Below are 13,915 nucleotides of genomic sequence, written 5' to 3'. Positions count from 1 at the left end.
GGGATCCGAGAGTGTCGAAGGTAACCGAGCAGAACGACAAGTTAAAACGCGCGATAATCATTTCGGTGATTCTGCACATCGTGCTGATCGCCCTGCTGATCTGGAGCTCGTTTAACGAAAAGATCGAATCCAGCGGCGGTGGCGGCGGCAGTGACATTGATGCCGTGATGGTCGATTCCGGCGCGGTGGTTGAACAGTACAACCGCCAGCAGAATCAGCAACGCGACAGCCAGCGTGCCGAGCAGCAGCGTCAGAAACAGTCGCAGCAGCAGGCCGAAGAGTTACAGCAGAAGCAAGCCGCTGAGCAGCAGCGTCTGAAAGAGCTGGAAAAAGAGCGTTTGCAGGCGCAGCAGGAAGCCAAAGAGCAGGCCAAACAGCAAGCTGAGCAACAGAAAGCCGCTGAAGCGGCCGCGAAGCAGGCGCAGGATCAGCAGAAAGCTGCAGAAGCGGCTGCCGCAAAAGCTAAGGCCGACGCCAAAGCTGAAGCGGATGCGCAAGCTAAAGCGGCGGCAGATGCCAAAGCCAAAGCGGTAGAAGAGGCGAAGCAGGCTGCAGCGGACGCGAAGAAGAAAGCGGACGAACAGGCCAAAGCAGCGGCTGCTGAAGCGGCGAAAGAGAAAGCGGTAGAGCAAGCCAAAGCCGCCGCCGAAGCGAAAGCGCAAGCTGCCGCAGAGGCCAAAGCGCAGGCTGCAGCTGATGCGAAGGCGAAAGCCGCTCAGGAAGCCAAAGAGGCTAAAGAGCAAGCTGCCGCAGAAGCAAAAGAGAAAGCCGCTGAGGCAGCGAAAGAGAAAGCGGCTGCCGATGCGAAAGCGAAAGCTGATGCAGCAGCCAAAGCGAAAGCAGCCGCAGATGCTAAAAAGAAAGCCGCTTCTGAAGCTGCCAAGAATGAAAGTGATGTTGATGACCTGTTAGGTGGTCTCTCGTCCGGTAAGAATGCACCGAAAAGTGGCACGGCTTCTGGCGGTGCGGCAGGGCAGGGGAATCAGAAGAAAGCGGGTGCATCAGGCGCTGAGATTAACTCTTACATGGGACAGGTCGTTGGTGCGATTCAAAGTCGCTTCTACGATGCGGATACCTTTAAGGGTAAAGAGTGTAATCTGCGTATCAAATTGGCACCTGACGGTTTGCTGATTGATGTCAAAGCAGAAGGTGGCGACCCGGCATTGTGCCAGGCCGCAATCACCGCCGCGAAGCAGGCTCGAATTCCTAAGCCGCCATCGCAAGCGGTGTATGAAGTGTTTAAAAACGCCCCAATGCGTTTCAAACCGGAATAATGCAGTAACTCACGGCAGGTTGAACTAAGGTTAGCTTGCCGTAATTTATGAACACTCGTGTTTTTCAGGAACTGTGCGAATTATCGTGGACTCAGGTTCAGATAAGGGAGAAAAGATGAAGCAGGCACTTCGTGTAACCTTAGGTTTTTTTGTACTGCTGTGGGCAGCCATGCTGCACGCAGAAGTGCGCATTGAAATTACGCAGGGCGTGAACACCGCACGTCCAATTGGTGTGGTACCGTTCAAATGGGCTGGCCCAGGCGCGGCGCCAGAAGACATTGGCGGCATCGTCGCGGCTGACTTGCGCAATAGCGGTAAATTCAACCCGCTGGATCGTTCACGTCTGCCACAGCAGCCGACCAGCGCGCAGGAAGTGCAACCTGCTGCCTGGAGCGCATTGGGTATTGATGCGGTTGTCGTGGGCCAGGTCACGCCAAACCCGGACGGTAGCTACCAGATCGCTTACCAGCTGGTGGACACTGGCGGTGCACCGGGCACGGTGCTGGCGCAGAACTCTTACAAAGTCACTAAGCAATGGCTGCGTTATGCAGGCCACACTGCCAGTGATGAAGTGTTTGAGAAGCTGACGGGTATCAAAGGCGCATTCCGTACGCGTATTGCTTACGTGGTGCAGACCAACGGCGGTCAGTTCCCGTATGAGCTGCGTGTGTCCGACTACGATGGCTACAACCAGTTTACCGTGCATCGTTCACCTGAACCGCTGATGTCTCCGGCCTGGTCTCCAGACGGCAGCAAAGTGGCTTACGTGACCTTTGAGAGCGGCAAATCGGCGCTGGTAGTGCAAACGCTGGCAAACGGTGCGATTCGTCAGGTCGCTTCTTATCCACGTCACAACGGTGCACCGGCCTTCTCGCCGGACGGCTCTAAACTGGCGTTCGCGCTGTCTAAAACCGGCAGCCTGAACCTGTATGTGATGGATTTGGCTTCTGGCCAGACGCGTCAGGTGACCGATGGTCGCTACAACAGCACCGAACCGACCTGGTTCCCGGACAGCCAGACACTGGCTTACACTTCGGATCAGGCAGGTGCGCCTCAGATTTATAAGATTGGTATTAACGGCGGTGCGCCACAACGTATTACCTGGGAAGGTGCGCAGAACCAGGATGCGGATGTGTCAACTGACGGCAAAACCATGGTGATGATCAGCAGCGCCGGTGGTGCTCAGCATGTCGCCAAACAGGATCTGGTAACGGGAGCCGTTCAAACAATAACGGACACGTTCCTGGATGAGACGCCAAGTCTGGCGCCTAACGGCACGATGGTAATCTATAGCTCTACTCAGGGGATGGGTTCCGTGTTGCAGTTGGTTTCAACAGATGGGCGTTTCAAAGCGCGTCTTCCGGCAACCGATGGACAGGTCAAATTCCCTGCCTGGTCGCCGTATCTGTAATGCATGAGTCCCCTGCATAGCGGGGGATGACAATGTATAGCAAACAAAATAATAGGATAAAGAAATGCAACTGAACAAAGTGCTGAAGGGTTTGATGCTGGCTCTGCCGGTAATCGCGGTAGCTGCATGTAGCTCGCACAAAAACAACAACAACGACCAGACTGGTATGGGCGCAGACAACGGCGCTTACGGTGCTGGCCAGAACGGTAACATGTCTTCTGACGAGCAAGCGCGTCTGCAGATGCAGCAGCTGCAGCAGAACAACATCGTTTACTTCGGTCTGGATAAGTACGACGTGTCTTCTGACTATGCTCAGATGCTGGATCAGCACGCTAACTTCCTGCGTGGCAACCCGTCTTACAAAGTGACCATCGAAGGTCATGCGGATGAGCGCGGTACTCCAGAGTACAACATCGCCCTGGGCGAACGTCGTGCTAACGCCGTTAAAATGTACCTGCAGGGTAAAGGCGTTTCTGCTGACCAGATGTCTATCGTTTCTTACGGTAAAGAAAAACCAGCTGTACTGGGTCATGACGAAGCGGCTTACGCTAAAAACCGTCGTGCCGTACTGGTTTACTAAGAGCATTACATGATGAGTAACTTCAGACTTCATCTATTGAGTCTGTCGTTACTGGTTGGCGTAGCGGCCCCCTGGGCCGCTAATGCCCAGGCGTCAATCAGTAGCGTTGGCTCAGGCTCGGTCGAAGACCGTGTCACCAATCTTGAACGTATCTCCAATGCCCAGGCTCAGCTTCTGCAGCAGTTGCAGCAGCAGATGAGTGACAACCAAAGCGATATCGATTCGCTGCGCGGCCAAATCCAGCAGAACAGCTATCAACTTAATCAGGTGATTGAGCGCCAGAAGCAGCTCTATCAGCAGATCGATACGTTGAGCAGCGGTAATGCGGGGGCACAGGCGAGCGGTGGCGGTGATGCCGCAGCGGCGGGCGCAGGTGCAGCAGCGGGAAACGCTGATGCAGGTGGTAGCAATGCCAGTGGAAGTTCCGCTGCCCCTGCACAAACCGGCGATGCGAATACCGATTACAATGCGGCAGTTGCGCTGATTCTTGAGAAGAAACAGTTCGATCAGGCCATCACGGCCCTGCAGGCGTGGGTGAAGAAGTATCCTGACTCCACCTACCAGCCCAATGCCAATTACTGGCTCGGTCAGTTGTATTACAACAAGGGCAAGAAAGATGATGCCGCTTATTATTTTGCCACTGTGGTAAAGAATTACGCGAAATCGCCGAAAGCCCCGGAAGCGCTGTTTAAGGTTGGCGTGATCATGCAAGAGAAGAACGATACGGCGAAAGCTAAAGCGGTCTATCAACAAGTGATCAAACAATTCCCGACCAGCGAATCTGCCAAACTGGCGCAAAAGCGTCTGGCTGGGATGTAATTTGTGCAGCAGAGACCGGATTTCGTATGATTTCTGGTCTTGCAGCATGAAAGGTAAGCAATTGAGTGATTTGGTGATAAATAAGGGTTGCGCCCTCCCGCTAAATCAGTAATATATGCCGCCGTTGCCCGGGCAGTTTAACAAAGCGTCCGGCAGCCTGAAGATGGGTCGTTAGCTCAGTTGGTAGAGCAGTTGACTTTTAATCAATTGGTCGCAGGTTCGAATCCTGCACGACCCACCATCTTAACCTGCTGTATGTTAGATGTTTTCTTCAGAAGCTTCACAACCTTGATGGGTCGTTAGCTCAGTTGGTAGAGCAGTTGACTTTTAATCAATTGGTCGCAGGTTCGAATCCTGCACGACCCACCATCAAGTTTAAAGTTGTAAGCCGCTCCTCGAGCGGGTCGTTAGCTCAGTTGGTAGAGCAGTTGACTTTTAATCAATTGGTCGCAGGTTCGAATCCTGCACGACCCACCACTATGTAGAAAGGCGCCCTAAAGGCGCCTTTTTGCTTTTCTGCGTTTCTCAAATCTTCACTTCTCAAAAATTTTAGCTGAACTTGCTATGAGTCTGTGCGTCAGCCCGTCAAGGCGGGACGGATCGCGAAGGAGTCTCACATCCCTGTGGATCGGCCTCGCCATCCATGGCTCGGACGCTTTGCTCTTCCGCTCCCGCCTTGCCGGACTTATGTGGCTTTGGTTAATGCTTTTAAAAAACCGCAGAGATGTGCCATGAAGGCGGCAATAAGGGGCGGTGAAGTAAAGCTTGTGGCGCAGGGATGCGCCACCAGAGCCTACGGGGATGTATTCACGGCGTCTTTACGCAACCGCCCCTTATTGTCGACTGGAACGCTCTGTCGTTGTTTACTAGCAGCTAGAATGCACGACGGATGACCCCATTCCCAAAACGTACGCACACTCATGCCTTTTTCTTTTTGTCAGCCGATTTATCAGGCGTCAAACTCTTCCAGATATGCAACACCGCATAGCTGCGCCACGGGCGCCAAACCTGCGATAACTGCTCTGCCACTTTGGCACTCACCCCACCAAGATTATTACGAATCGCAATATCCTCTTTAGGGAACGCATCCGGCCAGCGCAGGGCGCGCATGGCGATATAACTCGCCGTCCATGGCCCTACGCCTTTCAATGCCAGCAGCTGCTGCTGAACCACGTCAGGATTCACCGCGCCATTAAAGCGCAGCGCACCGGAGGCGCATGCCTGTGCCAGCGCCTGAATCGCCTGCGAGCGGGCGCTCACAATACCGAGGCTAGCAATATCATCAATGGTTGCGCTAGCGAGGGATTCCGCCGTCGGAGGCAGGCGAGAAAGTTCCGGCCATGGTGTCACTAATGGCTCGCCGAAACGCTGCGCCACACGACTGCTCAAGTTGGTCGCAGCCTTAACCGTCACCTGCTGGCCAAGAATTGCGCGCACCCCCAACTCAAAGCCATCAAACGCCCCAGGAACGCGTAACCCAGGATAACGTGCCAGACTCTCAGCTAACAACGGATCCTGGCTTAGCTGCTCGCTGATGCGTTGTGGTTGGGCATCGAGATCAAACAGGTCGCGCAGGCGACGCAGCAGAGCAGGCAAAACCGGCGTCAAGGTGGTGGTGAACTGCACCTTGAGTGCCTGCTTCTCAGGCAAATGGCTGACGCGTACCCAGCCCCGACAGCTCCCCAGCGCCACGGTGCGGTGATAAGCACCTTCACTGACCCACTCGGCCTCTTTCATCACACGCTGCTGAAGAAAATCCAAAATGGCATCCCAGTCATAAGGGGGGCGATAACTCAGACGCAATTCCGCGCTCTCTTGTACGGTGGTCACGCTCTCTGGTTGACTCTGCTTGCGCAGACGCGAAGGCGTCATACGGTAGCGTGCCTGAAACACATCATTAAAGCGGCGCAAACTGCGAAAGCCACTGGCGTAGGCGATTTCGGTAACGGGCAATGAAGTCTCCGTCAGGAGTTGCTTCGCCAGCAGCATACGCCGCGTTTGGCGCAGCTCCAGCGGTGACACGCCCAGCTCCTGCTGGATCACGCGGCGTAGCTGGCGTTCACTCAGGTCAAACTCGTTGGCAATTTCGGCCAGGGTCTCTTGCTCTTCCAACAGGCCTTCTTCAATACGACGAATCAAGCGATCGGCGATGCGGTGATGTCTATCGACCGGTGCGAAGCCCGGCGCTAACTCAGGACGGCAGCGCAGGCAGGGTCTGAAATGCGCTTTCTCGGCGGCTTCGGCGCTGCCAAAAAACAGGCAGTTCTTCTGCATCGGCGCTTTCACCGGACAAATGGGCCGACAGTAAATGCCGGTCGAGGTCACGCCAACAAAGAACACGCCGTCGAAACGACTGTCGCGCGAGGTCAGCGCCTGGTATGCAATCTCGGGATCAAACATCATCGTCTCCAGCTAATAAACCGGCTATACCTTTCCTACTTTAAAGCGCAGAAACGCTGGCTGCTCTCGATCATCCGAATCACGTACTTGATAAAGTCATCGGGATGATGGACCTCCTAAAGGAGGTTCCCCTGCAGGCCAGCGCGGTTCAAATCGACTGTTCGATGAGTCTCTCGTTTGCCGCCTTCTTGCGCCTTGCATTGTTTTGGGTATCGTCGCGCAAGTGGCAAAGCAAAACTCGCTGCTTTCGGACAGCTAACCAGTTTATGCTCATGACCGAAAACAGCCAGTTTATCGCGGCAGAAGTGCGATAATGACACACTGATTTATGCCGGAGTTGCCTTATGTATCATGCCAAAATCATTCCCACGCCAGTTGGTGAGCTGACGTTGATTGCGACCGATAACGGGTTATCAGCGATTCTGTGGGAAAACGAAGGCTCGCAACGCGTGCCGCTGAAACCCATCAGCCGTAACGATCAGCATCCGATCCTGTGTGAGGCCGAACGCCAGCTGCGCGAATATTTTGCCGGAGAGCGCCAGCAGTTCGACATGCCTTACGACACGGTCGGCACTGAATTCCAGAAAAAAGTCTGGCAAGCGCTGCTCACCATTCCGTTTGGTGAAACCCGTAGCTATCAGCAAATCGCGGAACAGATCGGCAACCCGAAAGCCATGCGCGCGGTGGGGGCGGCCAACGGTAAAAATCCTCTGTCGATCATGGCGCCCTGCCATCGGGTGATTGGCAGCAACGGTAAGCTCACTGGTTTCGCGGGCGGTCTGGCGGTCAAAGCGTTCTTGCTGGAACTGGAAAACCCGCAGAAATCGTTAGGTGGCTTGTAAACCGCATAAAAAAGAGACGACACTCTCGCGCAATTCCGCTATCGTGTTTAGCATATAAAACACGATAGCGGTTTTGATGCCGCATCATCGCTGTAACAGGCGATTTTGTTAAATTGAGAAAACGAGAGCCGTGTCATGAGTCTGATGTTCGATCCTGAAAGCGCGATTTATCCCTTTCCGCCGAAACCGGCGCGTCTCAGCCAGGATGAAAAATCCCACTACATCTCTGAAATCAAACGCTTATTAAAAGAGCGCGATGCGGTGCTGGTCGCGCATTACTACACCGATCCTGAAATTCAGGCGCTGGCGGAAGAGACCGGCGGCTGCGTCTCGGACTCACTGGAAATGGCGCGCTTCGGCAGCACCCATCCGGCAAAAACGCTGCTGGTGGCGGGCGTGCGTTTTATGGGCGAAACCGCCAAAATTCTCAGCCCGGAAAAAACCGTGTTGATGCCGACGCTGCATGCAGAGTGTTCACTCGATCTTGGTTGCCCCATTGAGGAGTTCAATCGCTTCTGTGATGAACATCCGGACCGCACGGTGGTGGTGTACGCCAACACCTCGGCCGCCGTCAAAGCGCGCGCGGATTGGGTTGTCACCTCCAGTATTGCGGTTGAGCTGATTGAACATCTCGACAGCCTTGGTGAGAAAATTATCTGGGCACCGGATCGCCATCTGGGCCGTTACGTCACCCAACAGACCAAAGCAGACGTGCTGTGCTGGCAGGGCGCGTGCATCGTGCATGACGAGTTCAAAACTCAGGCCCTGCAGCGCATGAAAACGCTCTATCCGGAGGCCGCGATCCTCGTACATCCGGAATCCCCACAGGCGATCGTCGATCTGGCGGATGCTGTCGGCTCCACCAGCCAGCTGATTCAGGCGGCGAAAAACCTGCCGCATCCGCAAATGATCGTTGCCACCGATCGCGGCATCTTCTACAAGATGCAGCAGGCGGTGCCGGACAAAGAACTGCTGGAAGCGCCGACGGCAGGTGAGGGCGCGACCTGTCGCAGCTGCGCGCACTGTCCGTGGATGGCGATGAATGGCCTGAAAGCCATTGCCGAAGGGCTGGAGCACGGCGGCAGCGAGCATGAAATCCATGTCGATGATGCGCTGCGCGAAGCCGCATTGATACCGCTTAACCGCATGCTAGACTTTGCAGCACAACTCAAACTCAAGGTGAAAGGGAACGCGTAAGGCGGCTTTCATACAGGTGCAGATCATGGACTTCTTCAGCACACAAAATATTTTGGTTCACATTCCTATTGGCGTGGGTGGCTACGACCTGTCATGGATCGAGGCGGTGGGCACCCTTGCGGGTCTGCTGTGTATCTGGCTCGCCAGCCAGGAAAAGATCATCAACTACTTCTTCGGGCTGATTAACGTCACCTTGTTTGCGGTGATCTTCTTCCAGATTCAGCTGTATGCCAGCTTACTGCTGCAACTGTTCTTCTTCGTCGCCAATGTTTACGGCTGGTACGCGTGGAGTCGTCAGAACACCGCCAATGAAGCCGCACTGAAGATTCGCTGGTTGCCGTTGCCGAAGGCGCTTGGTTGGGGCGCAGCGTGCATAATCGCCATTGCGCTGATGACGTTGTATATCGATCCGGTTTTCGCGTTTCTGACTCAAACCGCCGTGGGCATCATGCAGGGCCTTGGCCTGAACGTGGTGATGCCGCAACTGCAGCCGGATGCCTTCCCGTTCTGGGATTCCTGCATGATGGTGCTGTCGATTGTGGCGATGATTCTGATGACGCGGAAATACGTCGAGAACTGGCTACTATGGGTGGTGATCAACGTGATTAGTGTGATGATCTTTGCCCGTCAGGGCGTGTATGCAATGTCGCTGGAATACGCGATTCTGACGTTGATCGCGCTTAACGGTTCCCGCTTGTGGATGCAAAGTGCGCGCGAACACGGGTCGCGCGCGCTGTCGAATCAGTGATGGTGATGGGCGTGACCATCCAGCGTGAGATGTTCATGTGAGTGATGATGCGAGCTCTGCTCCGCGCAGAGTTCGCAATCATGACCGGTACAAGGCTGATACTCCATCTGCACCGTGGCATGCGCAATCTGATAGTGCTTGTGCAGATACTGATGAATACGCACCAGCAGCCCGTCGTGATCGTAAGGTGGGATCACCTGCACATGTAATGTCAGCACCGGCTTCTCTCCCACCTGCCACACATGTATATGATGCACATTGCGCACTTCCGCGATGTTGCGTGTCAGCTCGCGTGCCAGTTTATCCACGTTAATCCCGCTCGGCGCGCCCTCCAGTAGCTCATGCAGACTTTCCCGCAGCAACGACCACGCGCTGCGTACCACCAATAGCGAAACCAGCAGTGAGAGGATCGGGTCGATCGGTGTCCAGCCGGTCAGCATGATAATGATAGCGGCAACAATCGCGCCAACGGAGCCGAGCAGATCGCCCAGCACATGCAGCGCCGCCGCACGTACGTTGAGATTTTTTTCTTCACTGCCACGATGTAACAGCCAGAAAGAGAGCAGATTAGCCAGCAAACCGGCAATCGCAATCCCCAACATTAATCCGCCAGCAACCGGCTGAGGTTGATAGAAACGGCGCAGCGCTTCCCAGACAATCAGTGCCGTAATCACCAGCAGCGCGATGGCATTCACAAAGGCGGCAAGTGTGGTGAGGCGCAGTAAGCCAAAGGTGTGGCGGGCGCTGGGTTTGCGCTGAGCAAACTGCACGGCCAGCAGCGCCATCAACAGCGCGGCGGCGTCAGTGAGCATATGTCCGGCATCCGCCAGCAGCGCCAGCGAACCCGATACCACGCCACCAATCACTTCGGCAATCATAAACAGCGCGGTGACGCCAAACGCCGCCGCCAGACGCGTACGATTGCTGTTATGCGCGCCGTGAGAATGAGTGTGTGCCATAACTTTCCAGTTGTTCCAGTAACCTGTTCGTTAATGATATCAGTAAATTGAGGGCATCATCGTCCAGACGCTGCTGTTTTGCCTGATCGGTGAGCTGCTGACAACGTTCGGCCATCTCATCCATGCCGAGCAACAGCCAGCTGCCTTTCATGCGATGGGCGGCACGCTCGACAGCGGGCCAGTCATGCTCGACGCTGGCCGCCAGTAGCGCATCGCGATCCTGCTGCAGCGTGCGTTGCAGTGTCTGGCAAATGCGCGGGATAAAGGCCTCATTGTGCTGGGCCAGAATCATTAAACTGTCGGGCAGTTGTCGGAGAGGATCGCGCACCGTGCGTGTCAGCAGAGCCGCGAGATCATCCAGCTCAATCGGTTTCAACAACAGCGCTTCGTCTTCTTGCAACGCTACCTTGAGCAGTTGCACGTCGGCGGAGCAGAGTACGCGCAGTGCTGGTTTGCTGCGTCGCTGCTGGCGGCGGCGTAAGATGCGCAGCAGTGTTAATCCATCCGGGCGTGGCATCATCTGGTCAATCAACAGCACATCAAACGGCTGAAGCGCATCGGCGCGCAACAGGCTACGCCCCTCTTCGAACACCTGCGCCGTGATAGCGAATCGAGCCAGCTGCTGCTGCAAGACCAACAGATTGGTGGGATGGTCATCAACAATCGCCACCCGCAGATGCGGATAGCGCGGCCAGGCAGCATGGCGTTCGGTGGGCGCATCCTCACAGAGGTCGAGCGGCAATATCACCTTCACTGTGGTGCCTTGTTCCGGCGCAGAAGTCAGCGTTAACTGGCCGCCCATACGTTGCACGATCTCGCGGCAGATAAATAAACCCAGGCCGCTGCCCTGCACGGCGTGGCTTTTGCCCGACGGTGCCTGATACCAGGGTTCAAACAGCTGCGCTTGTTCGCTGAGTGGAATACCGCTGCCGCTGTCGGCGACCGTTAACTGAATCTGATCGGTGACGGCGAGCGACAGCCTGACTTCACCCTGGCGCGTGAACTTCAGCGCGTTGGCCACCAGATTGTTCACCACCTGCTGCAGGCGATCGCCATCCAGCATCACGCGCGTCGGCAAGGGCGTGAGCGCCTCAACCAACAATATCGGACCGGATTCGCGCATCAAAGGGTGATAGAACTGCAGCTGTTGCTGCAGCCAATCTGCCAGATGGAGCGGATGCGGTGCCAGGCGAAAACTCTGATTCTCAATGCGTGCATGGTCTTGCAGATCGTTCAGTAGCGCCATCAGCGAGCGCGCACTGCTGTGCATCAGTGTCAAATGCTCGCTAGGATGCTGCTGCTGTTCGAGTTCCAGCAGGCCGAGAATCGCCTGCATTGGCGTGCGCAATTCGTGGCTGGCGGTGGCCAGAAACTGACTTTTGGCGGCGTTAGCGCGCTCTGCTTGTTCACGCTGCAGGCGATCGCGCCGCTGTTGCAGGTAGCGGCGCAGCAGCAGCACTAACAGCAGCAAAATGATCATCCCGGCCGCCATCAAAATCATCAGCGGCACATTGCGCATCGCCATAGTGGTGCCTGGCTGGGGCGGCTGCGACCAGTTAATGCGCATCTGATTGAGCGTATCCGCTGGGATTTGCTGCAGTGCATGATCCAGCAACCCCTGGAGTTGCGGCTGATCCTGGCTTACCTGAGGTGCCAGCGGCCAGGCAACATCGCTGGCGGCAAAGGCTAAATGGACACGATTATCCGCGTGGCTGGCCATGCGCCAGCGTGCAGACAGGACATTATCTACCAGTGCATCAATCTGACCGCTGTTCAGGGCTTGCCAGAGCTGGGCACGGTCATCGAACAGTTGGGGCGTGATGTTCTCAGGCAGAAGCCGTTGCGCCAGGTCGGCGCGCAGTACGCCCACTCGCTGATGTTGCAGGGATTGCCAGCTCATCGGCTGCTGCGTATTAAGCGTGTAAATCCCCCAAATCGCGCGCCACACTGGCAATGTGTTGCTGCTGGTATCGTCGCCGTTCAGGGGTTGTAGCAAATTCAGCATCACCTGATGTTGCTGCATCAACGTCTGCGCCTGTTGGGGATTGCTCACCCAGCGCGGTGTGAAACGCAGCCCGGTGCTTTGGCTTAACGCATTAAGCAGATCAATACCAAAGCCGCGAGCATTGCCGTTGCCATCGCGATAGCTCCAGGGGGCATTATCCACTTCTGCGGCATAAGGAATCTCGCTCTGTGCGGACAGCCATTGCTTCTCAGCAGCCGACAGCATCAGCGTTTGCGTATCCTGATAACGCAGCAAAGGCGGGCTCCAGCGCTGTTGCACGCGATTACTGAACTCCGCGGGCAGCAGGCGCAGCTGGGTATTGAGCCAGTGGATCAGCGTGGGATCGCGCGCCAGTGCGCGTAGCGACAGTTCACCGGCGCCGGGATCGGCGGTGATCTGGTAAATCTGCCCCTGTTGCAGCTGATTAAGCAGAAAGCCGGCGCTGGTTTCATCCGCCACCAGATAGTCACTCTGCTGATTGAGCAGCGCATACAGCGCCTGTAAATCGCCTGGCAGGCTGTGCCAGCGATGGTTTTGCACAAAGGCATCAGGCAGTTGTGCCAGTGTGGCTTCCGCGATGGTGAGCTGGGCATTTTCACTGTTGAACATCACCGCGCGTTGATTATCACGATTGCGGTAAATGCGGATCGGACTGTTAACCCAGCTGTCGCTGACCAGGATGTTTTCCGGCAGCTGTGCATGTTCGTTGCTCAATACGAAATCGACCTCACCGCGCTCCAGTGCCGCCAGCTGCTGGGAACGATCGGCGTAACTTTGCAGGCTAAAGCGCGTGCCGGTGAGTTGGCTCAGCGCGCTAAGGTAATCGGCATCAATCCCCCAGATACGATCGCCAATGCGCATCGCCCAGGGCGCGCTGTTTTGCGCCGGGACGGCAACGCGTAAGGTGGGTTGCGGCCATGGCTCGACATGCGGTGCGGGCATCATGGCGGGGAGCATCACGCTGCTGGCGGGCTGTAAGTCGGCGCGAGCCGTTAAGCTGATCAACAGCAGACACAGCCACAAGATGACTTTCACTGTTGGGCTTTCCACAGTTCGGCCAGCTCCACCACCGACTGCACGCCGGTTTTCTCCAGAATGTTTTTCTTGTGGGTGCTGACGGTTTTATTGCTGATATGCAGTTGCTCGCCAATCTGCAAATTAGACAGCCCGCGCACTAGCAGTGCGACGATTTGCTGTTCTTTCTCGGTGAGCGGCAGCTCGATACGCTCGGGCAGCGGCGGAAAAGCTTGCTGCCCGCCGAGCACCGCCAGAATCGCACTCAGCAATTGCGCCATGCTCTGGCTTTTTACCACATAGCCCGCCGCACCAAGCGACACGGCACTCAGCAAGGTGTGGCGACTCTGCTGTGCGGAATAGATTAACACCGGGCAATTTGGATCGCGGGCGCGCAGACGGCGCAATAATTCGAGGCCATCGCTGTCCGGCAAGCCAATATCGAGCACGATGAGATCAAATTGATGGTGCTGTAAAAGCTGGCGCGCTTCAGCTTCAGTCGCGGCGGCGTGCAGTTTTACCGGGATAGGGGAGTGAACACAGGCCGCTTCCAGAGCGACTTCAACTAACGGATGGTCATCAATAAGCAGCAGTGAAGCCATGAAACAGTTCCTCTGAATTTCATGGTTTTAGCATAGCGGAAAAGCAGGTGCGGAAATACAAAGG

The 13,915-nt window shown here is 55.8% G+C and carries 11 protein-coding genes and 3 tRNA genes; 10 read left to right on the top strand and 4 right to left on the bottom strand.

Features of this window, described 5'->3' with window-relative positions; all coding sequences use genetic code 11:
• Positions 1–11 precede the first annotated feature (11 nt).
• The 7 genes from tolA (at position 12) to FD737_RS02100 (ending at position 4,561) form a co-directional block, all read left to right on the top strand.
• Positions 12–1,274, top strand: a complete 1,263-nt coding sequence (gene tolA, locus FD737_RS02130) for a cell envelope integrity protein TolA (protein WP_160832595.1) — start codon at positions 12–14, stop codon at positions 1,272–1,274.
• 115 nt (positions 1,275–1,389) lie between these two features.
• Complete coding sequence (tolB, locus tag FD737_RS02125) at positions 1,390–2,685, top strand: Tol-Pal system beta propeller repeat protein TolB (RefSeq protein ID WP_160832594.1); 1,296 nt, start codon at positions 1,390–1,392, stop codon at positions 2,683–2,685.
• 64 nt (positions 2,686–2,749) lie between these two features.
• Positions 2,750–3,265: a peptidoglycan-associated lipoprotein Pal gene (gene pal, locus FD737_RS02120; protein ID WP_160832593.1), complete on the top strand. Its 516-nt coding sequence runs from the start codon at positions 2,750–2,752 to the stop codon at positions 3,263–3,265.
• A gap of 9 nt (positions 3,266–3,274) precedes the next feature.
• Positions 3,275–4,084, top strand: coding sequence for a cell division protein CpoB (gene cpoB, locus FD737_RS02115; RefSeq protein ID WP_058962357.1), 810 nt, complete (start codon positions 3,275–3,277; stop codon positions 4,082–4,084).
• A 165-nt stretch (positions 4,085–4,249) separates the two neighbouring features.
• Positions 4,250–4,325: transfer RNA gene (locus FD737_RS02110), tRNA-Lys, on the top strand.
• A 52-nt stretch (positions 4,326–4,377) separates the two neighbouring features.
• Positions 4,378–4,453 (top strand) — tRNA-Lys (locus FD737_RS02105).
• A 32-nt stretch (positions 4,454–4,485) separates the two neighbouring features.
• Positions 4,486–4,561: transfer RNA gene (locus FD737_RS02100), tRNA-Lys, on the top strand.
• 441 nt (positions 4,562–5,002) lie between these two features.
• Here FD737_RS02100 and FD737_RS02095 read toward each other — a convergent pair.
• Positions 5,003–6,484 carry an AlkA N-terminal domain-containing protein gene (locus FD737_RS02095; protein ID WP_160832592.1) on the bottom strand — a complete coding sequence of 494 codons (1,482 nt, stop codon included), beginning with the start codon at positions 6,482–6,484 and terminating at the stop codon, positions 5,003–5,005.
• Positions 6,485–6,828: 344 nt separating this feature from the next.
• Here FD737_RS02095 and FD737_RS02090 point away from each other — a divergent pair, with 344 nt between their 5' ends.
• From FD737_RS02090 to pnuC, 3 genes are all read left to right on the top strand, one after another.
• Entirely contained in the window at positions 6,829–7,326 is a 498-nt protein-coding gene (locus FD737_RS02090) for a methylated-DNA--[protein]-cysteine S-methyltransferase (protein WP_034829173.1), read from the top strand.
• 135 nt (positions 7,327–7,461) lie between these two features.
• Positions 7,462–8,523 carry a quinolinate synthase NadA gene (gene nadA, locus FD737_RS02085; protein ID WP_097117408.1) on the top strand — a complete coding sequence of 354 codons (1,062 nt, stop codon included), beginning with the start codon at positions 7,462–7,464 and terminating at the stop codon, positions 8,521–8,523.
• 25 nt (positions 8,524–8,548) lie between these two features.
• Positions 8,549–9,271 carry a nicotinamide riboside transporter PnuC gene (gene pnuC / locus FD737_RS02080; RefSeq protein WP_160832591.1) on the top strand — a complete coding sequence of 241 codons (723 nt, stop codon included), beginning with the start codon at positions 8,549–8,551 and terminating at the stop codon, positions 9,269–9,271.
• Here the strand turns inward: pnuC and zitB are convergent.
• Genes zitB through FD737_RS02065 form a run of 3 tightly spaced genes read right to left on the bottom strand, consistent with a single transcriptional unit; the run spans position 9,265 to position 13,851 of the window.
• On the bottom strand, positions 9,265–10,230 hold the full coding sequence (gene zitB, locus FD737_RS02075; protein WP_160832590.1) for a CDF family zinc transporter ZitB: 966 nt from the start codon (positions 10,228–10,230) through the stop codon (positions 9,265–9,267). The genes pnuC and zitB overlap by 7 nt on opposite strands.
• Positions 10,199–13,285 (bottom strand): ATP-binding protein, encoded by a 3,087-nt coding sequence (locus tag FD737_RS02070; protein WP_160832589.1) that lies wholly within the window; start codon positions 13,283–13,285, stop codon positions 10,199–10,201. Before FD737_RS02070 ends, zitB begins: the two co-directional genes overlap by 32 nt.
• A complete protein-coding gene (locus FD737_RS02065) occupies positions 13,267–13,851 on the bottom strand; it encodes a response regulator transcription factor (RefSeq protein ID WP_160832588.1) in 585 nt (194 codons plus the stop codon). Before FD737_RS02065 ends, FD737_RS02070 begins: the two co-directional genes overlap by 19 nt.
• Between the last annotated feature and the right edge of the window lie 64 nt (positions 13,852–13,915).

The sequence above is a fragment of the Pantoea sp. Seng genome (genome assembly GCF_009829935.1).
Taxonomy (GTDB): Bacteria; Pseudomonadota; Gammaproteobacteria; order Enterobacterales; family Enterobacteriaceae; genus Pantoea; species Pantoea communis.
The sequence above is the reverse complement of the archived record's forward strand: the minus strand, read 5'-3'. Positions and strand labels throughout refer to the sequence as shown.